The organism is Cedecea neteri (assembly GCF_000757825.1).
GTDB classification, from domain to species: domain Bacteria; phylum Pseudomonadota; class Gammaproteobacteria; order Enterobacterales; family Enterobacteriaceae; genus Cedecea; species Cedecea selenatireducens.
On the sequence record NZ_CP009451.1, the window covers coordinates 287,727 to 312,647 of the forward strand.

At 53.5% G+C, this 24,921-nt stretch carries 17 protein-coding genes; 8 read left to right on the forward strand and 9 right to left on the reverse strand.

Annotation, left to right across the window (positions count from 1 at the left end; translation table 11 throughout):
* The first annotated feature begins 171 nt into the window (after nt 1-171).
* Nucleotides 172-3,264: a putative selenate reductase subunit YgfK gene (gene ygfK, locus JT31_RS01230; RefSeq protein ID WP_038472390.1), complete on the forward strand. Its 3,093-nt coding sequence runs from the start codon at nt 172-174 to the stop codon at nt 3,262-3,264.
* Nucleotides 3,265-3,266: 2 nt separating this feature from the next.
* A complete protein-coding gene (gene ssnA / locus JT31_RS01235; RefSeq protein ID WP_162473301.1) occupies nt 3,267-4,595 on the forward strand; it encodes a putative aminohydrolase SsnA in 1,329 nt (442 codons plus the stop codon).
* A gap of 74 nt (nt 4,596-4,669) precedes the next feature.
* On the opposite strand, the gene JT31_RS01240 is transcribed toward ssnA, so the two are convergent.
* The gene (locus JT31_RS01240; RefSeq protein WP_038472393.1) at nt 4,670-5,149 is read right to left on the reverse strand and encodes a 4Fe-4S dicluster domain-containing protein; all 480 of its coding nucleotides are present in this window, start codon (nt 5,147-5,149) and stop codon (nt 4,670-4,672) included.
* Complete coding sequence (gene ygfT / locus JT31_RS01245) at nt 5,146-7,101, reverse strand: formate-dependent uric acid utilization protein YgfT (protein WP_200882462.1); 1,956 nt, start codon at nt 7,099-7,101, stop codon at nt 5,146-5,148. Before ygfT ends, JT31_RS01240 begins: the two co-directional genes overlap by 4 nt.
* 456 nt (nt 7,102-7,557) lie before the next feature.
* Here ygfT and JT31_RS01250 point away from each other — a divergent pair, with 456 nt between their 5' ends.
* Both JT31_RS01250 and fdhF read left to right on the forward strand, forming a co-directional pair.
* Entirely contained in the window at nt 7,558-9,030 is a 1,473-nt protein-coding gene (locus tag JT31_RS01250; RefSeq protein WP_038472399.1) for a nucleobase:cation symporter-2 family protein, read from the forward strand.
* A 141-nt stretch (nt 9,031-9,171) separates the two neighbouring features.
* Nucleotides 9,172-11,319 (forward strand): formate dehydrogenase subunit alpha, encoded by a 2,148-nt coding sequence (fdhF, locus tag JT31_RS01260; RefSeq protein ID WP_081948216.1) that lies wholly within the window; start codon nt 9,172-9,174, stop codon nt 11,317-11,319.
* Between the two features lie 70 nt (nt 11,320-11,389).
* Here fdhF and JT31_RS01265 read toward each other — a convergent pair whose 3' ends face one another.
* Nucleotides 11,390-11,848: a (2Fe-2S)-binding protein gene (locus JT31_RS01265; protein WP_038472404.1), complete on the reverse strand. Its 459-nt coding sequence runs from the start codon at nt 11,846-11,848 to the stop codon at nt 11,390-11,392.
* 42 nt (nt 11,849-11,890) lie between these two features.
* Nucleotides 11,891-15,097: a molybdopterin cofactor-binding domain-containing protein gene (locus JT31_RS01270; RefSeq protein ID WP_038472406.1), complete on the reverse strand. Its 3,207-nt coding sequence runs from the start codon at nt 15,095-15,097 to the stop codon at nt 11,891-11,893.
* A 355-nt stretch (nt 15,098-15,452) separates the two neighbouring features.
* Here JT31_RS01270 and JT31_RS01275 point away from each other — a divergent pair, with 355 nt between their 5' ends.
* Nucleotides 15,453-16,112 carry a DUF1345 domain-containing protein gene (locus JT31_RS01275; RefSeq protein ID WP_038472409.1) on the forward strand — a complete coding sequence of 220 codons (660 nt, stop codon included), beginning with the start codon at nt 15,453-15,455 and terminating at the stop codon, nt 16,110-16,112.
* A gap of 276 nt (nt 16,113-16,388) precedes the next feature.
* A complete protein-coding gene (locus JT31_RS01280) occupies nt 16,389-17,402 on the forward strand; it encodes a glycosyltransferase family 9 protein (protein WP_038472411.1) in 1,014 nt (337 codons plus the stop codon).
* A 363-nt stretch (nt 17,403-17,765) separates the two neighbouring features.
* Here JT31_RS01280 and dgcJ read toward each other — a convergent pair whose 3' ends face one another.
* Both dgcJ and JT31_RS01290 read right to left on the reverse strand, forming a co-directional pair.
* The gene (gene dgcJ, locus JT31_RS01285) at nt 17,766-19,292 is read right to left on the reverse strand and encodes a diguanylate cyclase DgcJ (protein ID WP_038472414.1); all 1,527 of its coding nucleotides are present in this window, start codon (nt 19,290-19,292) and stop codon (nt 17,766-17,768) included.
* Nucleotides 19,293-19,402: 110 nt separating this feature from the next.
* On the reverse strand, nt 19,403-20,332 hold the full coding sequence (locus tag JT31_RS01290) for a LysR family transcriptional regulator (protein WP_038472417.1): 930 nt from the start codon (nt 20,330-20,332) through the stop codon (nt 19,403-19,405).
* Between the two features lie 140 nt (nt 20,333-20,472).
* On the opposite strand from JT31_RS01290, the gene JT31_RS01295 reads away from it, so the two are divergent.
* Nucleotides 20,473-21,876 carry an MFS transporter gene (locus JT31_RS01295; protein WP_038472421.1) on the forward strand — a complete coding sequence of 468 codons (1,404 nt, stop codon included), beginning with the start codon at nt 20,473-20,475 and terminating at the stop codon, nt 21,874-21,876.
* A gap of 29 nt (nt 21,877-21,905) precedes the next feature.
* Here JT31_RS01295 and JT31_RS01300 read toward each other — a convergent pair whose 3' ends face one another.
* Nucleotides 21,906-22,547 carry a hypothetical protein gene (locus JT31_RS01300; protein ID WP_038472424.1) on the reverse strand — a complete coding sequence of 214 codons (642 nt, stop codon included), beginning with the start codon at nt 22,545-22,547 and terminating at the stop codon, nt 21,906-21,908.
* Between the two features lie 31 nt (nt 22,548-22,578).
* On the reverse strand, nt 22,579-23,049 hold the full coding sequence (locus JT31_RS01305) for a GNAT family N-acetyltransferase (protein WP_038472426.1): 471 nt from the start codon (nt 23,047-23,049) through the stop codon (nt 22,579-22,581).
* A gap of 110 nt (nt 23,050-23,159) precedes the next feature.
* Here JT31_RS01305 and dsbG point away from each other — a divergent pair, with 110 nt between their 5' ends.
* Nucleotides 23,160-23,924 carry a thiol:disulfide interchange protein DsbG gene (dsbG, locus tag JT31_RS01310; protein WP_038472428.1) on the forward strand — a complete coding sequence of 255 codons (765 nt, stop codon included), beginning with the start codon at nt 23,160-23,162 and terminating at the stop codon, nt 23,922-23,924.
* Between the two features lie 3 nt (nt 23,925-23,927).
* Here the strand turns inward: dsbG and JT31_RS01315 are convergent, their stop codons facing one another.
* Complete coding sequence (locus tag JT31_RS01315) at nt 23,928-24,863, reverse strand: zinc-dependent alcohol dehydrogenase family protein (protein ID WP_038472430.1); 936 nt, start codon at nt 24,861-24,863, stop codon at nt 23,928-23,930.
* Nucleotides 24,864-24,921 lie beyond the last annotated feature (58 nt).

Here is a 24,921-nt window from a genome sequence, read left to right on the forward strand (position 1 = left end):
ATTTCCGCGCCCCGCTCTGGTTCACAAACCCCAAACAACATTAGATCTCACTCACAATATTTTGCCGTCTCAATCATATAAAAAATACCTGGTGTGATTGTTGCTACTCCTCTCCCTAACCGCCGGTTCTCCGGCTTATTCGATTTAACAGGTCAGCCTAAGGAGAGGATTATGGGAGATATCATGCGCCCCATTCCGTTTGAGGATTTATTGACGCGCATTTTTGATGAATACCACAATCACCAGTCTATCTTCGGTATTCCAGAACAGCAGTTTTATTCCCCCGCCAGCCAACAGCGCCTGAGTGTTTTTGGCGAGACGTGTGTAACCCCTGTCGGCCCTGCTGCCGGGCCGCACACTCAGCTGGCGCAAAACATTATTACCGCCTGGCTGACCGGCGGGAGGTTTATTGAGCTGAAAACGGTTCAAATCCTCGACCGGCTGGAACTGGAAAAACCTTGTATCGATGCGGAAGATGAATGCTTTAACACCGAATGGTCGACGGAATTCACGCTTCTGAAGGCGTGGGATGAATATCTGAAAGCCTGGTTTATCCTGCATCTGCTGGAGAAAGTGCTGCCGCTAACGCCGGTGAAAGAAGGTAAATCGTTTATTTTCAATATGAGCGTCGGCTACAACCTGGACGGCATTAAACAACCTGCGATGCGGCAGTTTATCGATAACATGATGAACGCCGCCGGCCATCCAAAATTTGAGCAATACCGTGAAACGCTCAACCGTTGGCTGCACAATACCGACTTCTGCGCCCGTTATCCGCAGCCTGAACTAAAGACGCTGAGCCAGTGTATCCCGGCAGATATGGTTCATGGCGTTACGCTATCGACAATGCACGGCTGCCCGCCGGACGAAATCGAAGCGATTTGCCGCTATATGCTGGAAGACAAACAGCTTAATACCTTTGTGAAGCTCAACCCAACGCTGCTGGGCTATCCACGTGTGCGTGAAATACTCGATAGCTGCGGCTTTGATTACATTGGCCTTAATGAAGAATCATTTGATCATGACCTGAAAATTGGCCAGGCGCTGGAGATGCTGCAACGCCTGATGCAGTTAGCGAAAACGAAGAACCTTGGCTTCGGCGTGAAGCTGACCAACACGCTGGGCACGGTGAACAACAAAGGCGCGCTGCCGGGCGATGAAATGTATATGTCCGGGCGAGCCCTGTTCCCACTCTCTATCAACGTCGCTGCCCTGCTTTCCCGCGAATTTGACGGCAAACTGCCTATTTCCTATTCCGGGGGGGCGAACCAGCTTAATATCCGCGAAATTTTCGAAACCGGTATTCGCCCCATCACAATGGCAACGGATCTGCTTAAACCGGGCGGTTATCTGCGCCTGAGCGAGTGTCTGCGTGAGCTGGAGCAGTCCGATGGCTGGAATATGACGCAGGTTGATGTTGTCCGACTGAATGCGCTGGCAGAGAAAGCCGTTAGCATGGCGTATACCCAGAAACAGTGGAAACCGGACGACCGCATCGACGTGGGCGAAAAATTACCGGTGACCGACTGTTATGTCGCCCCCTGCGTTACCGCCTGCGCCATCAAGCAGGACATTCCGGAATACATTCGGCTGATGGGTGAACAACGCTATGCCGATGCCCTGGAGCTTATCTACCAGCGTAACGCGCTGCCGGCGATCACCGGCCATATTTGCGATCACCAGTGCCAGTACAACTGTACCCGCCTGGATTACGATAGCGCACTGAACATCCGCGAGATGAAAAAAATCGCCCTCGAAAAAGGCTGGAATGAATACCGGCAGCGCTGGCATAAACCTGCGGGCTCCGGGATGCGGCACCCGGTGGCGGTGATTGGGGCGGGCCCGGCCGGGCTGGCCGCGGGGTACTTCCTCGCCCGCTCAGGTTACAGTGTCACATTATTTGAGAGGGAAACTAATGCCGGTGGCGTAGTACGTAATATCATTCCGCAATTCCGTATTCCCGGCGAACTAATCCAGCAAGATATTGATTTTGTTGTGAACCACGGCGTTAACATCGTTTACGGATGCGACCCACACCTGAGTGTCGAAAAGCTTCAACAACAGGGGTTCCGCTACGTACTGATCGGCACAGGAACCGATAAAAACAGCGGCGTGAAGCTACACGGCGATAACCAGAACGTGCATAAGTCGCTTCAGTTCCTGCGTGAATTTAACCGTGGAGATAACCTCCATCTCGGCAAACATGTCGCTGTCGTTGGCGCCGGGAATACCGCGATGGACTGTGCCCGTGCTGCGCTCCGCGTACCCGGCGTAGAAAAAGCGACCGTGATTTACCGCCGCTCTCAGCAAGAGATGCCCGCGTGGCGCGAAGAGTACGAAGAAGCGGTACATGATGGCGTAGCGTTCCGGTTCCTCAATAACCCGGAACAGTTCGACGCCGACGGTACGCTGACCGTGCGCGTTATGGCTTTGGGTGAAATGGACGACAAAGGTCGCCGTCGCCCGGTTGAAACCGAAGAAACCTGTACCCTGCAGGTCGACACGTTGATTACTGCCGTAGGCGAACAGCAGGACGGCGAAGCGCTGGCTGCGATGGGCATTCCGCTGGATGAACACGGCTGGCCAGAAGTTAACGCCGACGGTGAAACTCGTCATTCTGGCGTATTCCTGATTGGCGACGTCCAGCGCGGCCCTTCCTCCATTGTTTCCGCCATCGGCAATGCTCGTCGCGCCACCGACACCATTCTGGCCCGGGAGAACATTCGCAGCCATCACGGTGAAAAGCGCTGGAATAACGTCGATCCTGCGGAAGTCTATCGTCGCAAAGGCACCATCGTCGTGGCGCAGGCGGATAAAGACGACCGCGATGCCTTTGCCGCCCAGGAGGCTGCACGCTGCCTGGAATGTAATTATGTGTGCAGCAAATGTGTCGACGTTTGCCCGAACCGCGCCAATGTTTCTATTGCCGTACCCGGCTTCCAGAACAGGTATCAAACTCTACACCTCGATGCTTACTGCAACGAATGCGGCAACTGCGCTCAGTTCTGTCCGTGGCAAGGCAAGCCATACAAAGACAAAATTACCGTCTTTAGCCTGCCTCAGGACTTCAACAACAGCAGCAATCCGGGGTTCCTGGTTGAAGGCAACCGCGTGCATATCCGCCAGGAGGAACGGACCTGGCTGTTAACTCTTGATGAACGAGGGCAGTTTACCAGGATACCGCCTCAGTTGGATGATATGTGCCGCATCATCAGCCACATCCACCGTCACCATCATTACCTGCTGGGAGTCGTTGAAGCATGAGTATCTTAATTCTGAAAAACGCCACAGCTGCACAGATTTATCCGGCGATGGTGCGTGAGAATATCGACATCGCCATCGAAAACGATGAAATTATCGCCGTAGGGAGCAACCTCAGGAGTACATTTCCACAGGCCAATATTAAAGACATGCATGGTCGCTTAGTGATGCCGGGAATGGTCTGTTCCCATAACCACTTCTACTCAGGATTATCGCGTGGTATTCAGGCAAATATTGCCCCCAGCCCGGACTTTATCTCGACGCTGAAAAACCTGTGGTGGCGGCTGGACCGTGCGTTAGATGAGGAGTCGCTATACTACAGCGGGCTGATTTGCGCCCTCGAAGCAATTCGCAGTGGCTGCACGGCGGTAATAGACCATCATGCATCCCCTGACTATATCGCCGGATCTCTCAGCCAACTGCGCAATGCCTTTCTGAAGACAGGATTACGCGGCATGACCTGTTTTGAAACCACTGACCGCAACGGCGGCTCGCAAGAGCTGCAGGCAGGCGTGGAGGAGAACATGCGTTTTGCATGTGAGATTGACCGGGCGCGTGAGGCAGGACTTGAGCCCTATCTGGTCGAAGCACATATTGGCGCACATGCCCCGTTCACCCTCAGTAATGAGGGGCTTTCGATGCTTGGTGAGGCCATAAAAGCAACCGGCCGCGGGTTACATATTCACGCGGCGGAAGACCGTTATGACGTGTCCCATAGTCACCATCATTACGGAAAAGATTTACTGGTACGGCTGGCCGAATATGATCTGCTTAACAGTAAAACGCTGGTCGCGCACGGTCTCTATCTTTCCGATGCCGACATCGCGCTACTCAATGAGTGTGATGGTTTCCTGGTACACAACGCACGCTCTAATATGAACAACCATGTGGGCTACAACCAAAAGCTTGGCGCCTGGCGGAATCTGGCATTGGGTACGGATGGTATTGGTTCAGATATGTTTGAGGAGATGAAATTTGCCTTCTTCAAACATCGCGATGCCGGCGGCCCTCTTTGGCCAGACAGTTTTGCCCGTGCCCTCAGCAACGGAAACGCCCTGCTTAGCCGCAACTTCAACGCCAAATTTGGCCGCATTGAGGCTGGCTACAAGGCCGACCTGACGATTATCGATTACCTGCCACCAACGCCGCTCATCGCAGAAAACATCGCCGGGCATATTGCCTTTGGCATGGGCTCAAACCATGTCCACAGCGTGATGGTTAACGGTGAGATGGTGTATGAAGACCGACAGTTCATGTTTGACTGCGCACCTGTTTTTGCTGAAGCACAAAAAGTGGCGGCGAAAATGTGGCGGCGAATGGACTCCCTGCCTTGATTAAGCGTTATTTACCCGGTGCCTGAGGCGCCGGATCATGCGCCCGGAACGGATATTGTTCCGGGCATAACTCACTACCGAAGAAACAGACTCGCCGCAGCACACTCGCGCTGCTTTTGCATTTCCCTCAGTTGCTGCTCCCCCATCTTACTTAATGCCGATGTCGGACAAACATCAATGCACGCCGGACCACGCTCGCGGCCGTTGCACAGGTCGCACTTGAGTATAGTTGCCGTCTTTTGCTCGGGATTAACGCCCACGCTGATTACCCCGAACGGACACGCTACCACACAGCTTTGGCAGCCAATACAGCGTGAATCTTCGGCTTCGACACGCTCACTTCCCATCGTTAACGCTGCCACCGGGCAGGCGCTTACACAGGGGGCATTTTCACATTGATGGCACATCACCGGCACGCTTACGGTATCGAGGCGTAGCACTTTGAGTCGCGGCCGAAACGCCGCGTCCTCAGTAACGTGCTCCATAGCGCAGGCGATCTCACAGGTACGGCAGCCAATACAGGATGCCGAATCGGCCAGAATAAAGCTGGTCATGCTCCCTCCTTGCCCTTAAACATCGCCAGCATTTCACTGGCCGCCTGCCGGCCGGCAACCATCGCCGTGACCACCAGGTCCGCACCATGTACCGCATCGCCACCAGCATAGATTTTGTCATTACTGGTTTGCGTTGTGCCGCGCCCTTTCCCGCCGGTGCAAATCTGCCCCCAACGGTCAAGCTGCACGCCGTGACCACGCAGCCACGGCATATCATGCGCCTGAAAACCGAATGCCATAATGAGTACGTCAACGGGTAGCTCAAAGTCGGAACCCGCCACAGGCCGCGGACGACGGCGGCCATCAGGACCCGGGTCACCCATCTCGGTACGGATCATGCCGATCGCCGTTACCTTGCCTTTGCGATCGCGCTGGATGTATTGAGGCTGCACGTTAAACTGGAACTCAACGCCTTCTTCTCTGGCGTTAACTACCTCTTTTTTCGAGCCCGGCATGCTCAGCTCATCGCGACGGTAGGCGCAGGTGACGCTCGCAGCCCCACGGCGTATTGCGGTACGCAGGCAGTCCATTGCGGTATCACCACCGCCAAGCACCACAACGTGTTTATCTTTAATGTTGATCATCGGGTATTCCTCGTTCTCCTCCAGCCCCATCACTTCGCGAGTGCTGGCAATCAGAAATGGCAACGCCTGAATTACGCCGGGAGCATCTTCACCCTCCAGTCCCGCCGCCATAAGGCCGTAGGTACCTACGCCAAGGAATACCGCGTCATAGTTCACCATCAGGTCGTTAAATTGTATATTGCGCCCAACTTCATGATTAAGGTGAAAACGGATGCCCATTTCACTGAAAATGCTTCGTCTGACGCCCAGAATACCTTTGTCCAGTTTGAACGGTGGAATACCGAAAGTGAGTAATCCTCCAATTTCTGGATGTTTGTCAAAGACATCAACCTGAACGCCAGCGCGAGCCAAAATATCAGCACATCCCAGCCCGGCAGGACCCGCACCGACAATCGCCACACGTTCTTTACGCGGCACAATATCACTTATCTGAGGTCGCCAGCCCGACGCCAGCGCGGTGTCGGTGATATAGCGCTCCAGGTTGCCAATGGTCACCGAACCACCCTCATTTTTCAGCGTACAAGCCCCTTCGCACAGGCGATCCTGCGGGCAAACGCGGCCACAGATTTCCGGCAAAGAACTTGTTTGATGGCACAATTCAGCCGCCTCGATAATCTTCTCTTCATTTACGAGCCTGATGAAGTCGGGAATAGAGTTATGCAGCGGGCATGTCCAGTTACACCAGGCTTTTTGTGCGCAGTGCAGGCAGCGATCGCTTTCATACTCAGCATCACGACTGCCAAGCCCGTAATAGATCTCTTCGAATTGCGTTTTGCGAATGCCGGCTTCTACTTTTTTTGCTCCCACGCGAGGTGGTTTGCTGATAAATGTTTCCCGGCGACCAGGTTGACGAACCTGCGCCGCCTGCCCTTGTACGCTTCGGATTTGCCGCTTACTGCGTAGGTTTTCTAATTCGGCATCGTCCATCAGGCGCAGCGCTTGTGTTGGGCAAACGCTGACGCAGGCAGGTTTTCCTGTGGGATGTTCGCTGCACAAGTCACATTTTTGCGCCAGCTGCGGGGCGCTGTCATCGGCAGACACCATCTCGATGGCGCCAAAGGGACAGGCGATCGCGCAACTCTTACAGCCAATGCATTTCTCTTGCTTTAATTGAATGCTGTTATTAACAAAAGAGAGCGCGTCGGTTGGGCAGGATGCGACACATGGCGCATCGTTACAGTGGTGACAGGTTGTCGCATTGCTCTCTTTACGGTGGAAAACAACGTGGATCCGCGGCTGAAAATCCGCCCGCTTCAACGGCCATCTGTCCTGGTGATGAGCCGTCACGCAGGCAACCTCGCAGGCATGGCAGCCAATACAGCTCGTGGCATCGGCAACAATAAATCTGTTCATTTGCTTCCCTTTTATTATTCAATAAATACCTCAAGGGATACGATGCAATTTTCAGACGCATTTGTTGCTTTTAAGAAGAATGGATTTATTTTTGAGAGATGTGTCAACAAAATGATTAACAACAAAAAAATCAGTATATTGAGATCCCCCCGTGCTCTTTAGATTATCGCCCCGATATTAACTGACTACCAATATGAGAGATAAATTATCTCAATGTGATATTCCACGCGTCGCCTGTGTTTACCCCTCATTGCCTGCCCATCCTTTATAGCTCATCCGCCGTGATTTAATTCACAAATATATTCATCTGCAACCAAACCCTGCATTTTTGGCACAGCTTACGCATAGATAACGTCGTGTGCGCAATTTGCTGATGGCGACATCAGCTCAGGGAGGCATCTGCCTTCGAATCGTAACTTCCTCTCCGCCTATACGAACGAGAGCCGAAGTCGTACAGGAGATAATTACTTCATGAAAGACTCTGCCATTCCTGCCTCAAACGCTACGACATCAACCGAGCCAGTCGATGAGGTTCTACCTATTACACAAATGGTTCTTTATGGCCTGCAGCACGTACTGGTGATGTACGCCGGTGCCGTGGCCGTGCCATTAGTGGTCGGTAATGCCGTCGGTTTACCCGCTGAACATATTATCTTGCTGATAAGCGCCGATCTGTTTATCTGCGGGGCTGCCACTATCGTGCAATCGTTAGGAATTCGCCCCTGGCTGGGCTGTCGATTACCGTTAATTCAGGGGTGTACCTTTGCCGCACTGATTCCAATGGTGCTGATCGGAAAAGAGTACGGAATCGGCACTATTTCAGGCTCGGTTATCGTCTCCGGGATCTTTATTTTATGCTGTGCTCCGTGGATAAGCCGTCTTATACGCTTCTTCCCCAAAGTCGTCATGGGCGGCATTGTTACCCTGATTGGCCTGTCGATTATGCCCGTTGCCGGTGGCTGGATTGGCGGCGGCAACAGCAACATGAACGGGTTTGGAGATCTTTTTTCACTGCTGATGGCCGCTATTACGCTAATCATCATTCTTAATCTTTATACCTTCGCAACCGGCGTTGTAAAAAATACCGCCGTGCTCGTGGGGCTGATCATTGGCACAATTTTATGGAGCTTTTTTAAGCCGCTCGATTTCCATCTGGTTAACGTCACCCCGTGGATTCACTTTCCACAGCTGATGCAGTTTGCGCGCCCGGAATTCCATATTGTGCCGGTTGCCCTGCTGTCGATGGTCATGGTGGTAGTTATGGTTGAAACCATGTCTTCCATGATGGCCACCGGCGACATTGTCGGTAAGAAAGTGGACTCAGGCATGCTACGCAACGGCCTTAATACCTGCGGCTTAGCTACTACAATCTGCGGCTTCTTCAATCTCTTTCCTTACGCAGCCTTTGCCCAGAACGTCGGGCTTATCGGCTTAACCGGCGTACGTAGCCGTTTTGTGGTATCGGTCTCCGGAGTAATTCTCATTTTGATGGGCGTATTTTCCAAACTCGCCGCGCTGGTGGTGCTTATCCCTAAGCCAGTGCTTGGTGGCGCGGGGATCGTGATGTTCGGCATGGTGGCGGTATCCGGCATTCGTACCCTTGGCCAGGTCAACTATCGAAATAACAACAACGGAATGGTGGTGGCATTAACGCTTGGCCTCGGCATGATGCCGGTGCTGGTGCCGAACCTGTTTAGCCAGTTCCCCCCCATGATGCAGCTGTTTTTACACAGCGGGATAACTATCGGCACCTTGACCGCCATTGTTGCCAACTTAACGCTCAACGGTAGCGTACCACTCCGAGTCTCCCACGATGCCCTGGAACCCGATCCGGCTCCGCCTAGCGCCGCAGCGCGCAATATGGCCGTGCGTACTGTACGCATGTGGCTCCTGCTACGCAAAGTACAGAGGGAGCAACAGCCCCAGCAAAACGTGGGGAAATAATGCCAGGCCGGATCTTACTCGCCCTGCTGGCGCTGGCATTGATGGCAATCCCCGCCGTGCAGCAGGCCATCGCCTTTGGCGTCAGCAGCCGTTTTAGCTTTGGGCTGTTGTTTTAGATTTACCGTTAACTGGAGGGCCATGATGAAAAAAGTGACCACCGTATGCCCATACTGTGCCGCAGGCTGCAAGCTGCAGCTGGTGGTAGAGAATGGGAAGATCGTGCGCGCTGAAGCGGCGATGGGCAAAAATAACCAAGGTACGCTGTGCCTGAAAGGCTATTACGGCTGGGACTTTGTCCACGATACCCGCATTTTGACGCCGCGCCTGCAAACCCCAATGATCCGCCGCCGCCGAGGCGGCAAGCTGGAGTCCGTACCCTGGGATGAGGCGCTTGATTATGTGGCTACTCGCCTCACCGAGATTAAAGAAAAGTATGGTCCGGATGCTATCCAGACCACCGGTTCTTCCCGAGGTACGGGCAATGAAACCAATTACGTGATGCAAAAATTCGCCCGGGCGGTGATTGGCACCAATAACGTGGATTGCTGCGCGCGCGTCTGACACGGCCCTTCGGTTGCAGGTCTGCACCAGTCGGTCGGTAACGGCGCAATGAGCAATGCCATCACTGAGATTGATAACAGCGATTTAGTGTTTATCTTCGGCTATAACCCGGCAGATTCACACCCTATCGTGGCAAATCACGTCCTGAATGCTAAACGCAACGGCGCTAAGATTATTGTCTGCGATCCCCGGCGAATTGAAACCGCTCGCATCGCGGATATGCACCTGGCGCTGAACAACGGCTCTAACATTGCGCTCCTTAATGCGCTTGGGCACGTCATTATTGCTGAGGCTCTCTACGACAACGCGTTTGTTGCCCAGCGTTCTGAAGGTTTTGATGAATATCGTAAAATCGTGGCGGGCTATACGCCGGAATCCGTTGAGGCTATTACCGGAGTCAGCGCGCAAGAAATTCGCACCTGCGCTCGACTGTACGCCACGGCTAAGTCCGCCACCATTCTATGGGGAATGGGGGTGACCCAGTTTTATCAAGGTGTTGAAACAGTAAGATCGTTAACAAGCCTGGCTATTTTAACCGGCAATCTCGGTAAACCGGGCGTGGGCGTTAACCCTGTGCGTGGGCAGAATAACGTTCAGGGCGCCTGCGATATGGGCGCGTTACCTGATACTTTCCCTGGCTATCAGTTCGTTAAGGTTCCGGAAAACAGAGAAAAGTTTGCCCGGGCATGGGGAGTAGAAAGCTTACCTGCCCATACGGGCTATCGCATCAGTGAACTGCCGCATCGCGCTGAACACGGCGAAGTGCGAGCAGCCTACATTATGGGGGAAGATCCGCTGCAAACCGACGCCGAACTTTCGGCGGTGCGTAAGGCGTTTGAGACGCTGGAGCTGGTCATCGTACAGGATATTTTCATGACTAAAACGGCAGCGGCGGCCGATGTTATTCTGCCCTCCACGTCCTGGGGCGAGCATGAAGGTGTCTACACTGCGGCGGACAGAGGCTTTCAGCGCTTCTTTAAGGCGGTGGAGCCAGAGTGGGATCTCAAAACCGACTGGCAGATTATCAGTGAAATTGCCACCCGGATGGGCTACCCGATGCAGTACAACAATACTCAGGAAATCTGGGATGAGCTGCGGCATCTGTGCCCGGATTTCTACGGTGCTACCTACGAGAAAATGGGCGAACTTGGCTACCTGCAGTGGCCATGCCGTGATGAGTCGGATACGGACCAGGGGACGTCTTATCTGTTTAAAGAGGCATTTTCGACGCCGAACGGCCTGGCGCAGTTCTTTACCTGCGACTGGGTTGCGCCCCTCGATAAACTTAGCGACGAGTTTCCGATGGTGCTTTCAACGGTGCGTGAGGTTGGCCACTACTCTTGCCGTTCGATGACCGGCAACTGTTCTGCACTGTCGACCCTGGCCGATGAGCCAGGCTATGCGCAAATCAACACCCTGGATGCCGCACGGCTGGGTATTGTTGATGAAGCGCTAGTGTGGGTGAACTCTCGCAAGGGGCGCATTATCACCCGTGCAAAAGTCAGCGAGCGGCCCAATAAAGGCGCAATTTACATGACATACCAATGGTGGATTGGTGCCTGTAATGAGCTGGTAACGGAGAATCTTAGCCCGATAACCAAAACGCCGGAGTACAAGTATTGCGCCGTTCGCGTTGAGCCGATTGCTGACCAACAGGCCGCCGAGCAGTACGTAGTGGATGAGTATCGCAAATTGAAGGCGCGGCTGCGGGAAAGCGCGGTGGGCTAAGCGTTGGGGAACTTCTTGTCGCGTTGGGGTGGGCCGGGCGGTGTGATACCGCCCGGCGTTTTTATTTCGTTCAGGATTTTAACGCGTGGTGAATGGAGTCGAGAATAGGCTGATAGCCGGTACAGCGGCAGATATTTCCTTCCAGTACATCTTTAAGCTGTTCGTCGCTGGGCTGCGGTTCTTTTTCCAGCAGCGCGGTGGTGCTGACCAGCACACCCGGCGTACAAAAGCCGCACTGTACACCGCCTTTTTCAACAAATGCCTCCTGCAATTTCTGCGTGACAGGATTATCGTTCAGCCCCTCCAGGGTGGTGATTTCCGCCTCATCGCACTGCTCTGCCAGTACCAGGCAGGAGCAGACCGCGTTACCGTCCATAATGACCGTACACGCGCCGCATTCCCCAATGGAGCAGCCTTCTTTTGTGGCTGTCAGCCGCAATGTATTGCGGACCAGATCCAACAGGCGCATATTGCCCTCCACTTTGGCTTCAACCAGCTTGCCGTTGACCTTTACTTTAATTGTGCTCATGGCTCAGTCCCTGCAGGACGCCTTCGCGCCCTGTCCTCATGGTTATTTTTCCAACGCTTGCGCCATCATGTCGCGGAACATGCTGATAAACACCGGCTGCTTATAGGCCGCAGACCAGCGTTTACCGATAGCGGCGTAAATCAGCTTGTCGAGTACCTCGCAGGCACTGTCGATAGTGGCCGGGTTTAGCCGTTGGCCCAGCAGGCAGCGTTCAACATCAATAAGTCGCTGAGGCTTGCTGAACAGCGCACCATCAACCAGCCGGCAGTAGCTCACCGTGCCGTCGTCGGCAATTTCCAGCAGCATGGTCAGGCTTTGACGAGTAATATTCAGCGCGTTTCGGCGACCCAGCTGATGGTAAAAGCCTTTAGCGTCAGGTTTTGTCGGCGGCGGCAGAATAAGACGGGTTAATAGCTCATCAGGCTCTCGCTGAGTTTTGTACCCCGAGATCAGAAACTCACCCAGCGACATCCGGCGCACGCCGCGATGAGACTGCAGCTCAATGCTGCCGTCGTAGAGGATGGCCGGTGGAATGGAATCACCACAAGGTGCGGCGTTGACGATATTGCCGCCGATGGTCGCCCGGTTACGAATCTGGTGCGAGCCCACCGTGTGGCAAGCCTGTACCAACAGCGGATAACGTTCTCGAAGCAGCGTATTTTCGGTAATGCGGTTGAACGTTACTGCCGCACCAATAGAAATTTCATGCGATTGTGTATCTTCGATCACCTGCGTCAGCTCGCCGAGGCGCGAAATATCCACCAGCTTCATGGCCCGGGTTTGCATGCGCCCCTGCACAATCACGTCCGTGCCGCCGGCAATAGCCGTGACACCGTCACTTTTTAGCAGTTCCAGGGCCTCACTTAGCGTTCCAGGCCGCGTCACGGTGACATCCGTCAGACGTAATACCTGTTTCTTATTCCCAGGCTCGATCATCAATTCACTCTGACGAGCCGGTTTTTTCAGGTTATAACCCAGAATCACCTGCTCCAGGGTTAACGGCAGCTTGTTGAAACGAGTCCCCAGCGCAAAGCTCACCGCGTTATTGATGGCCGCGGCGACTAACTCCGTGGCAGGCTCGCCAATCCCTTTCGCGCCTAGCGGGCCGGCCTTGTCCGGGTTCTCAACGCCGATAACGGTAATCGGGGGAATATCTTTGATCGTCGGCAGCAGATAGCTGTCAAAGTTCTCGGACTTCACCTGCCCGTGCTCAATGTTGAAATCCTCTAACAGAGCATAGCCAAAGCCCTGTGCCACGCCGCCACAGACCTGCCCCTCAAACCCGACCGGGTTAAGAACCTGGCCGACATCGTGGGCGGCAGTAACATGCAGCAAGTCAGTTTTACCGGTGCTGATATTCACCCGCACCTCGGCCACCTGGCAGCCGTAAACCCAGGTAAAATACGGGCTGCCACAGCCTTTTTCTTCATCCCAGTGAATGGGCGGCGGCACAAACCAACCGTATTCAGTCAGGCTCACGCTGGCCCACTTAGTTTTATTCACCGCCGATTTGAAGTCGATACGCTGGCTATTATCATGTTTGTTGATAATAAAGCCGCCCTGCCACAGCGTATCCTCAAGATGAGCTACCCCGATGCTCTCACCGACGACGCCGAGAATGCGCCGTTTGATCTTCTGCGCAGCATCAATAATCGCTCCGCCGCCGACCATTGTTCCGCGCGTCGCCGCCGTGGAGCCCCCGTCGCCGATGACCGAAGTTGGCGGCTCCATAAAATGAAACTCGCTCATTTCGATGCCAAACGCTTCGGCGGCAATCAACGTCATCGTGGTTTGCAGCCCCTGTCCGTTTTCCGACACCGACGTCGAAAGGCTGACGCTACCGTCTTCGTTGACCTGAATCAGCGCCGTTGAGGTATCAACCCCTTCAGCACCGATCGAGCACCCGCGATAGCTCAACGCCAGGCCAATACCGTAACGGTAGACGCCGCCCTTCTCGTTAAGCGCCTGATAATGTTTTCGTTTCGCCATAAACTCGGCCGAATCGGTAGCCTTTGCCAGCACTTCATGCGCGGAAACCGTATGTTGGTCAAACACCTGGCCGGTAATCGACGCATCGCCCTGGCGTAAGGCGTTAATTTCGCGCACCGTGACAGGCGACATCTTCAGATACTCAGCAATCTCATCCATTAGTGATTCGTGAGCGTAAACCACCTGCGGAGAACCGAAGCCGCGCATCGCGGAGGTGTAACTGTTGTTGGTGTACACCGCCGTGACGTCGATATGCACGTTTGGGATGGCGTATGGGCCTGCGGCCTGCACTGACGAACGCCAGGTGACAAACGGTGACGAAGCCGCATAGCCACCGCTGTCGGCCAGGATATCAACTTTAATGGCCTGGATACGGCCGCTGTCGTCCAGCCCGACCTTGTATTTCATTTTATATGGATGGCGTTTGCAGCTTTCGATAATTGACTGTTCGCGCGTGTAGGCAAATTTCACCGGTTTCCCGGTCAGATGCGTCAGCAGAGCCGAACGGCAGGCCAGATGGTCAATAACATCATCTTTGCCGCCGAACGAGCCCCCCATAACGGCGCGTTTTACGTTGATCATGCTTTGCGGGCAGCCCATGAACTTAGCGACGAAACCGCGAACGCGGTGCGGGTTTTGCACCGAGCCAGAAATAATCAGGCTGCCGTCGGTCGGGTCAAGCCAGGTTAGCACCACCTCGGGTTCAATATAAGCATGCTCCTGAAAACCCACTTCATATTCGCGCTCGAGGATATGACGCGACTGCGCGAAGCCTTTTTCAACATCACCTTTGAGGGTGTGATGATGCGCGGCAATATTGTCGCTGCGTTCCGGATGAATGCAGCGCGCGTCTGGCGCAAGCGCAGCTTCAACATCGGTCAATGGCGTGTATGGCGTATAGCGTACGTGGATTTTGTCGGCCGCTGTGCAGGCCGCTTCATAGGTAGTAGCGGCAACTACCGCAATAACGTCGCCGTGAAAAACCACCTCATCCTTAATAATTGGCAGGTAATCTTTGACGATAACACCAACAACCGGCGTGCCGGGGATGTCCTGCCAGGTGGCAATTTTAACCACCCCCTCGACCGCCAGCGCTTCGCTTAAGTCGAGCTGATCTATTTTCCCTGCCGGAATATCCGCATAACGACAGACGCCGTATAACATATCCGGCAAAGTAATATCATCGCCGTAGATGGCCGTTCCTTTGACCTTTGCCACTCCATCCACGCGTCCTGGCGACGCTGAACGCAAAGCACACATAACGTTCCCCTTATTATCAAATCAGTAAGTCACTCACGGGAAAAACTCATCGTGCTAACAAATCCAAGATTTGTGCCAAAAATCAATGAGGTGGTGCCCGATGTGCATTTCTGTGATTAGACGTGCGAAAAAAAACGCTCAGGGAGCGAGAGCGGTTGTTCTGAGGAGAAAAGAGAATGGTTTTTAAACCTTATGCTGCGGAAATTCTCAAAGTAATAATTACGAATTATCAAAATAATAATGCACGGATTGACGGGTTGCCCGCCCGGCAAATTGATTATCTGCGAGAAGCAGGTCCTTAGCTTTTCCCTCGTCTACAGTTAACTTATCCAACCCTCGTCGAATAAATTATCCCATGAGCTTTTCGCTAAGGACTCACCTCTTCGCCCGTCTGCGATTATTGATTTCGGTTGCTGCCGGGATCGTTTGTTATTACGTTCTGCCGGCCCAGCTCGGCACGCTTCAGCGACTGTTAATCAGCTGGAATGTCCTGGCCTGGCTCTACCTGACGTTTATCTGGTTTCGCATGCTGCGCACTGATGTGAGCGAGATTCAGCGAATTGCCAGAATACAGGACCAAAGCGCGGCGCTGGTATTAAGCATGGTTATCTTTGCCTGTATGGCCAGCATTGTGGCTATCCTGAGCGAGCTGCCGTCGTTACGTTCACTTTCTGGCACTCCACTCGTGTTGCACATTGTTCTGACCGCAATCACGCTGCTGGCGTCCTGGACATTACTGCCCAGTTCGTTTGCCATGCATTACGCCCATCATCATTATCTGCACCGCAGCAAAGACGTCACGCCGATGATCTTCCCTGAAAAACCAAAAGATCCCGGATATTGGGATTTTCTTTATTTTTCATTCACCATCGCCGTTGCGTCACAGACTGCCGACGTGGCGACGGGAACCACCGGGATGCGCAAAATTACGCTTTTGCAGTCGGTTATCTCGTTTCTCTTCAACCTGGCGATACTGGGATTATCCGTTAACGTGGGTGCCGGACTGCTGAGTTAACGAGTTTGATATTTCGACGGCGAAAACAGAATAGACTATAATTTAACCAGCAAAGCTGCGCGGTAAAGGTGAAACACGATGCCTAATCCATTTGATGCCTGCATGTCTATCCTGCTTATCCTGGGCGCTCTACATGAAATGGGGCTGATCCCCTGGTAATGCCTGACTCAAACAGGCGGTTCTCTGTTCTAAAAAGAACGACGCTCAAGGGAAATTGACAGCCAGCCAAATCTCATTATGGTGAGAGGCGTGCTTACGCTATGTCTCAGGGAAACCATGAACTCATCGCTTCTGAATTTTGCTGGCAGTTTGCTTCAGGACGAGAAAACGCTCGTCGCCTCCTACGATCTTGAGTCCTTGTGCCCTACTCAGCGGAACGCTCTGCAACTGCAGGCGCTGCATCAGCCGGGAATTTATAACTACGCCTTGCAGCCCTTTTCTCTCGACTACCGTAACGTTAAGCGGCTTTGTATTATCAATGGCATGGGCGTCACGCTGGGCGATTCACTGATTGGCATTGCGGCGTTGCAGGCTATTAAGGCCATCAACCCAAAACTTCACCTGACGGTGCTGCGCCCTCACACCTGCCAGGCCTATGTGGAAGAGATTTATCGGCTGGCGGGTAACGTCATCGATGAACTGCGCTATATGCCTGTGGAGCTTGCTGCGCTTGAGGGATTTGATGCGGTGATTGATGCCGGGAACCAGCTCTTCAGGGAGGATTTCGCCACTCTGGAAATGCATGACTTTTTCCTGCGCCACCTTGGCATTGCCCCTGAATCCGTTGCCGATGATATTAAAACAAACCGCTGGCTTCGGGACGAAATGCCGAAGCAATCCCCTCCTCTGGAAGGCCGTTACGTACTGTTTAATCACCGCGCCAGCACCCCACTTCGCAACATCCCGGATGCCGTACTGGTAGAATTTGTCGAGCATCTCTTTAAGCGACACGGTATACCGGTTGCAGGATTCGGCGAGATAGACCACCCGCAGTTTATCGATTTGTCTTCACGTTCAAGAAATACCGCAGACTTTATTGCCATTATCCGGCATGCCAGCAAAGTCTATACCTGCGACTCATCGGCTCTGCACATTGCCGCCGCGTTTGGAGTACCCACGATGGGATACTTTAATGCCATCAAACCTGCGCTGCGGGCGGCCTGTTACCCATTATGTGAAAGTGTGGATATGGGTACGGAGAGTTCAGCCCTGCTTCATCAGAGCGACGATAACACCCTGCTGAGCGTTATTGAGGAGAATTATCGCCGCTATCTTAACCTTTTGCCCTGACGCTGACCTTACCGGTCGATAAAACCGCAGACATTCCCTTCGCGAGAGCATATATGATATAATTTTGACCAATTCATTGATTTTAAATAAAAGTAAAAAAATCGTATTAATATGAAACAACTCATCCTGGCACTCAGTATTCTGATGCCGTTCAAAATTTCAATGGCCTCAGTCAACGGCACTTTTGACGTGAGAATGACCATTCTTTCGAAACCCTTGCCGCCTAAAGTGACTAAAATTAAACTTTCAGACGAAAGCGTGATGATTATTAATGAATGGTAGTGTTTTCATTCACCTGACAATCCCTATGGCGACAATTCGCGCCCACTAAAAAGCCGCTGAGGGGATCCACCAGCGGTTTTTTTATCGGCTGGAGCCCTTTTCCCCATACTTATTACGCTTATGCTGATACAGCAGTTCATCCGCCTTAAGAAGCGCGGTTTCTAACGTATCACCGGCTGCCATCTGATAGCTTCCGTAGGAAAACCCGACCAGTTTGTCTTCATCGATGGTCAGAAGGTAATCATGAATACGCGTGATAACTTCGTTAGATTTTGTCAGGCTGTAATCAATCAGAATCAAACTGAACTCATCCCCGCCAAGGCGAATGCCGTAGTCGCTTTTGCGAATGGATTGCGCGAGCGCCCTGCCCAGGTACTGTATGGCCCGGTCACCCATGTGATGCCCGAGCGTATCGTTAATCTTCTTCAGCCCGTCGCTATCAATAGAAATAACCGTTACGGCAATGTTATTACTCAGCAGCGCGTGAATCTTCTGCTCAAGCGAAGAAGTCAGCACTTTACGGTTATACAGGCCGGTCATCGCATCGGTCATATTATCGTGAGACAGCGACCGGTTACGGTCGAGCTGTTTTTTGGCATAGCGGCAAAGTAGCCAGGTCCCGAACAAATAGAGGGCGACTAACCAGAGAATAGAGATCAGGAAGTAAATCCCGTCCAGCTGGATGTGCAGCGTATAGTAGCCGGTGATTTTTTCCGCGTAAGAAATGGGCGTAAACGACTTCAGCACAGGATGGTGGAAGCTGATCTTAGCGCCGGTAACATTGTCCGTAACGTAAAGGGAAAGAAAACGCCATAACAGCGGCCTTTCCGCCGTATAAAAGGACGTTGCGAGATCGTCGATATTAATATCGGTAATGAATATCCCTTTTATTTCCTCGCGTTGAAATACCGGCGTAATCATGCTGATAATATTTTTGTGGGTATACCCATCTTTATAAATATGGGAGACAATGCTTTCTCCCTGGCGCAGATCGGTTAACGCGGAGCCGTCAATATTAATGGTCTTCGCGCTACGGTCGATATCTATACGGCCATTTTCACTCACCAGCCAGTTATTAAAGGTATAATGCTTGCTGTCGACGATCTTATTGATATAAATATAGCTATTTTTCAGATCTATATAGTAGCGGATATTGTTAAAAACATAGCCACTGTAGTTGGAAAAACTGTATTTAGACACGGCATTGGCGGCGTTTTCTTGCCCAACGATCAGCGACGCCGCATCGTTCTTCCAGCTGGCGCAGGATGGATTGCGAGTTTGCAACGTTCCCTTAAGTGTCGCTAATTTTTGGCCAGCGAGATTTAAACCATAAACACCATTTAATGATTCGGCATATTTACAAATATCAATATCTTTATTCGCAGCGGTTGTTATCCCTGACGGCGCAGAGGAGAAAGCACGAGACAGCCGGAAAGCCGTGTTCTGGTTAATATACTCTTCATGAAACAGCGCGGATTTTCCGTTTTCTGCAATGTACCCCATGTAGCTTTTCAGATCCCGGTATTCCCGAAATACAAACCCGGCAAAAATTAACGTTGTCAGAATAACGATCAGGATAATGGTGTTGATGTATTTTAGCAGCGACAAGATGGTGTAATCCCTTGAAAAATCCCACTTGTTAGATAGGCTGGAGTATAGCATATCGACAGAACCGAGATTACCCGAAACGCAGAAAATTCCTGGTTGCAGCGTGTCAACTAAGGCACCAGGGTGCGGCATACGTCCAGTATAAGGTGCCGCAGCCAGCGGTGTGCGAGGTCAGCTTCTGAGCGCGGGTGCCACATTTGAGAAACGGTGATGGTTCTCGTATCCACCGGCAGCTCGAACATTGCCAGCCTGGCATTGTCTCCCTCAACCTCACTAACAGATTGATTAAGCAAGAAAGAAGATGGCACCAGGGCAATCAGATCGGACGCCTGCGCCACCTTTAACGACGCCGGAAACCCCGGCACTACGGCGGCAATTTTTCGCGTCAGTCCCCTTTTAGCCAGCGCATCATCTACGGGCCCGGGCGTTGAGCGTATGCGACGGGAAGCAACCACATGCCCATACGAAAGATACTGTTCTACGGTGACTTCCGGTATCCCGGCAAGAGGATGACCGGCCCGAACCACGCCGACAAAACGATCGCGAAACAACGCCTGCAGCCGTATTTCCGGGCCCATTTCACCCACAACGCCGATTTCAAGGTCGACCAGGCCTTCGCGCAGATGCCGGGGCCCTTTTTCTGGCTTCGAAGTAAAACACAGCTGAACTCCCGGCGCTTGTGCTGCGGCAGCGGCGATCAGCGACGGTGCAAATGCCTCGATAAAGCCGTCATTGGCTCTGATAATAAACACGCACTCCAGCGTGGAAAGGGACAGCTCTGCCGTGGAGGGGCTCAGTAAGGCGCGAGCCTCAAGCGCGGCGTTTCTCGCCCGGTCACGAATCGCTTCGGCATAGGGCGTCAGCACCATATTTCTTCCCGCTCTGACCAGAAGAGGATCGCCGGTTGCAGCCCGCAGGCGGCTGAGCGTACGGCTCATCGCCGATGAGCTTAACCCCAGGCGCCGGGCAGCGCCGGCCACGCTGCCCTCAGCCAGAAAGGTATCCAGCGCAAGCAGCAAATTCAGATCGGGTTCGTTCATTCTGGCATCCTGTAAAGAGATATGGCGTTTGGTGCAACTATTTAGTGCACATCATGCGTCTTCCGCCTGTCTTTAAGTATCACTATATTTGCTGCACTGACAACCTGATACTGATTGCCGCCCAACGGTAAGGAACCATTATGGAATTATTTTCAACCCAGCCAGGCGATGAAGGTTTACCCGGTCGCCAGCGCCTGATGGCGATGCTTGCCGTGATGACGACCGTGACGATGGCCGTATTCGATGGTTCAATGGTGAATATCGCATTACCCACTATAGCCAAAGCGCTCGGCGTGTCTGCCAGCGATGCCGTTTGGGTGGCTAACGGCTACCTGCTTGCCGCCGCGATGACGCTGGCGATTTTCGCCGCGCTGGCTACCCGGCTGGGCTTCAGGCAAATATTTGTTTTCGGGCTGGGCCTGTTTACCCTGGCATCCGCGGGCTGTGCGCTGTCTTCTTCACTCGATATGTTAGTGATAATGCGGATCTTACAGGGAGTCGGTGGCGCAGCGGTGCTGAGCATTTCCCCGGCAATCCTTCGTTCGATATTCCCAAACCGCCTGCTGGGCAGGATCCTGGGGCTTAACGCCTTTTTAATCGCCACCAGCACGGCCATTGCCCCGCTGCTTGGCGGGACGCTGCTTTCCACGCTGGGTTGGGAATGGCTTTTTGCGGTGAATATACCGTTAGGTATTGTGGCGCTCGTCCTGAGCCTGCGGGTGCTGCCTGGTGCAGCAGTTATCAATCCTAAGCCCTTCGATTATGCAGGGGCACTTCTTTCAGCTCTCCTGCTAGGCTCGCTGATCATGGCCGCCGACAGCTTTACCAAAAGTGAAGGCATAATTTCGGCAATAAATTACAGCGTCATCTCATTATTTGCCGGGGTGGCCTTTGTCTGGCGTGAGTGTCGTGCCGCACAGCCCCTGCTTCCGCTGACGCTGTTCGCCTCTTCGAGATTTTCGCTGGCGGCCATGACCTCGCTGGCTTCGTTCATCGGGCAAGGGATAACGTTTGTTGCCCTGCCGTTTTTATTCCAGAACGTTTATGGCTACAGCGCCTTTGCTTCAGCCCTGCTCTTTACGCCCTGGCCGGTCGGTATCATGCTCGCGGCGCCGCGTGCCGGGCGACTTGCCGACAAGCATTCACCGGCGCTTATCGCCACCACGGGTTTAGGCGTGTTTACGGTTGGCCTGGTGCTTTTAGCCCTGCTGCCTGCCCACGCTCAGGCATGGGACATTGGTTTACGTAGCCTGGTGTGCGGCATTGGTTTCGGCATTTTCCAGAGTCCTAATAATCGGGAAATGATGGCGAACGCCTCGCGGGAAAACAGCGGTTACGCCTCGGGCATACTGGCCATTATGCGGACTTTCGGCCAATGCCTGGGCGCGGCGATCGTAGGGGTTATCCTGGCGTTTTACGGCAACGCAATATGGCAGGAGCCGCAGGCGATTCGACTCAGCCTTTGGGTTGCTGCTGGTGCGACGCTGCTGGCCATTAGCTTAAGTGGCCTGCGCACAAGGAAGCTAAAACAGCCGGGTTTCTGAGGGACCAGGATCGCCGTTAGCTACTTTCCCTACCGTGCGATTTCAGGGTTTAAGCTATAGGTCGGGATTGTTCTGGTGGTGCCCGTCAGGCTATCGAAAACGTTGCGTTCCGCCGTGGCTATTGCCATGCCGGACTGCCTCAGAACGGAAATATCGGCCGCGATACGCTGCAGCCCAAGCCAGAACAGGCCGTCCAGGGCGTTGACCTGCAGCCCGGACTCTAGGGCAATTTTCAGCCGCTCTCTAGGGTTTCTGACCTGCAGCGCAATCTGCTGGTAAGCCGTCGCCGGGGTTCCGCCCGGCTCAATCCGGCGTATGCGGTTAGAAAAACGGTAGCGGAAGGCATCTGGCACGGCGCTAAGATCCGCCTTTATGCTGTAGACCTCACCGCGTTTATTGTCGTTAATGACCACGCTTTTCTGACTTAACTGCAGCTCATCGCGCAGCTTGTCGATTAACTGGGGCGCCCGCAGAAGCAACAGGCGAAAAGGCAGTTCAAAGCTGGTGACGTAATCCACGTTGAGCAGCGCCAGGCGCAGGCGCTGCTCCGCATCCTGAGGCTCTCTGTGGTATTCCTCCCTGACCTCTTCCCACTGCCGACTGAGGCGCGGCGTCTCTTCAATTTCCGTAAAACTGTACTTTTCAATCTGATAATCGATACGGTCGCTCATGAGGGCACCTTTTACGTTTTTAGTTTTCAGGCTAAATGTCGCAACTCATTTCAAAGCAGCGCAGAGATGCCCCGGCCAGTGCCGAAGGGTAAAGGCTTTCTTTTACGATGCTAAATCCCTGCGTCAGGTAAAAATCGCGGGCGTTCGGCGTGGCAGACAGCGTTAACGTGGTCATGCCCCGTGTTTTCGCCTCCTGCTTTATAGCGCCCATAATCTGCTTTGCCAGACCTTTGCCTGTATATGCTGGCAAGGTAAATACCGCTTCTACAGCACAATTTTCCAAATCCAGATAACCCGTCGCGACCGGCTCGCCGTTTTCATTCTCGGCCACAAAAAAAGGGTTATTAATTATCTCGTGAAGGTAACCCGCAGGCATTAGCTCCGGCGTCCAGGCCTGCAGCACATCTTCGGGATAAACATCCCGGCAGCCGAAGCGAATAGCCTCGTTTCTTATCACCCACAGCGCCTGCGCCTCATCGGGTATGGCTCGTCTGATTGTCACCGGCTGGCCTCCGAAATGCCCGGTTACTTAAAGGAAAGTAAGTCTGATGACTTCACGTAAAAAGGAATGCTACCCTTTGATGAAAATAGCATTTAATCAAGGACTGCTCGATGAAAAAAATCTCCGCCGTGTCCGTTTCGCTGGCCCTGCTTTTTAACGCCACGGCGTTTGCCGCCGACGGTAAATTGCCTGCCCCCATTGAAGCATTAGAGAAACAGGGCTTCGAAATAAAAGGGGAATTTAAAGCGCCCGGCGATCTACAGGGCTATGCGATGCAGTACCAGGGGCAAGGCACAACCGTTTATCTGACGCCGGACAAACAGCACGCCATCATGGGTAACCTGGTAGATGCCGCAGGCAAAAACCTGAGCGACGCGGAAGTCGAGAAGTTTGTCTATGCCCCGATGGCGAAAGAGATGTGGCAGAGCCTCGAAAAGCACCGCTGGATAGCCGCCGGGGATGCAAAAGCGTCGCGCATTGTTTACGTGTTTGCCGATCCGTACTGCCCGTACTGCACCCAATTCTGGGAACAGGCTCAGCCCTGGCTGAAGTCCGGTAAAGTTCAGCTGCGCGTGCTGTTAGTCGGCATGCTGCGCCCGGACAGCGGCCAGAAAGCCGCGGCGATCCTCATGTCGAAAGATCCGGCGAAAACGCTGGCCGACTATGAGAACAGCAAAGGCAAGCTGGCGCTGCAAAAGCCGGAGAAGATCGACCCGGTTATCGGGGAAGCGTTAAAAGATAACCTTACGCTGATGGATGACCTGGGCGGCAACGCCACGCCTGCCATTTACTACCTCAACGCCGAAGGTCGCCTGCAGCAGCATCAGGGCATGCCGGATGCCGAAACGCTCAACACCATTTTGGGCGATAAATAACGTCTACAGTTTTAACAGCGGTTTGCGCTGGCGGCCGGGTTCACGGAACAGCGCCAGCGCAAGCCGCCACTCCTCCAGCTTATAAACCTCTGCTTCTGGCTGCTGAGTCTCGCGCAGCAGTTGCCACAGGGAAGAAAACCAACCCTGCCATTCCTCAACCGGCGTTACCGCCAGCGTATCCCGCAGATGAAATCGCTGCGCCGTGATATGCCTTCCACGCGGAGAGAAGCCCTTACCGCTGAGCAGGCCGTAAGAAATCATTACCGCCCGGCTATTGAGGTGATCGAGCATCAAAGTGGCTAATTCGCCCCCTACCGCGTCATAAACGACATCGACCTGCCTTGCCACTTCAGCGATTGCTCTGCTGTCGCCGCTGTCCAGAGGAATGATGCCCAGCTTGAGTAGCGCCGGAAGATGATCTGGCGAACGGTAAATACCATAAACTTCTGTCGCGCCCTGTCGTTTCGCCCACTGAGCCAGCAAGCCAGCACAGGCCGAGCCAGCGGCGGTCACCAGCACTCGTTTTCCCATAACCGGCCATCTTTCCAGCATCAGCCAGGCAGCCAGCGGATTGATATAGCCTCGCGCCGCAAGCTCATCTGGAATACTGTCCGGTACAGGCACCGCCCACTGAGTCGGGCAATCAACCCAGCGCTGCCAGGTCCCTTCACCGCGCAGAGGTAACACTCGCCGGCCGATCCATTGCGCAGAGTCAGCCTGTTCGACGACGCCGACGCCTTCATAGCCGACAATCCGCGGCGGAAAAACCCGGTGACGATAGGCGCCGGTAATGGGGATCAGGTCGGAGGGATTAACCGGCGCATAGTGCATGCGCACTCGTAGCGTACCGGGAATAAACGGTGCCAGCGGAGCGTGTTCGAGGGTCAGAACCTGTTCAGGCTCACCAAACTGCCGGAACCAGAGCGCTGTGTTTTCCATACTAAAGTGCCTGCAACTGCCATATTGCGGGCACTATAGCATGCCTGAAGGGGGTTAA

Coding starts and splice junctions, on each gene's coding strand:
- JT31_RS01265 (WP_038472404.1), bottom strand. CDS start 11,848: ATGAGCACAATTAAAGTAAAGGTCAACGGCAAGCTGGTTGAAGCCAAA.
- JT31_RS01315 (WP_038472430.1), bottom strand. CDS start 24,863: ATGGAAAACACAGCGCTCTGGTTCCGGCAGTTTGGTGAGCCTGAACAG.
- JT31_RS01270 (WP_038472406.1), bottom strand. CDS start 15,097: ATGTGTGCTTTGCGTTCAGCGTCGCCAGGACGCGTGGATGGAGTGGCA.
- JT31_RS01300 (WP_038472424.1), bottom strand. CDS start 22,547: ATGAGCGACCGTATCGATTATCAGATTGAAAAGTACAGTTTTACGGAA.
- ygfK (WP_038472390.1), top strand. CDS start 172: ATGGGAGATATCATGCGCCCCATTCCGTTTGAGGATTTATTGACGCGC.
- JT31_RS01240 (WP_038472393.1), bottom strand. CDS start 5,149: ATGACCAGCTTTATTCTGGCCGATTCGGCATCCTGTATTGGCTGCCGT.
- dsbG (WP_038472428.1), top strand. CDS start 23,160: ATGAAAAAAATCTCCGCCGTGTCCGTTTCGCTGGCCCTGCTTTTTAAC.
- JT31_RS01280 (WP_038472411.1), top strand. CDS start 16,389: ATGAACTCATCGCTTCTGAATTTTGCTGGCAGTTTGCTTCAGGACGAG.
- JT31_RS01290 (WP_038472417.1), bottom strand. CDS start 20,332: ATGAACGAACCCGATCTGAATTTGCTGCTTGCGCTGGATACCTTTCTG.
- JT31_RS01250 (WP_038472399.1), top strand. CDS start 7,558: ATGAAAGACTCTGCCATTCCTGCCTCAAACGCTACGACATCAACCGAG.
- JT31_RS01275 (WP_038472409.1), top strand. CDS start 15,453: ATGAGCTTTTCGCTAAGGACTCACCTCTTCGCCCGTCTGCGATTATTG.
- JT31_RS01295 (WP_038472421.1), top strand. CDS start 20,473: ATGGAATTATTTTCAACCCAGCCAGGCGATGAAGGTTTACCCGGTCGC.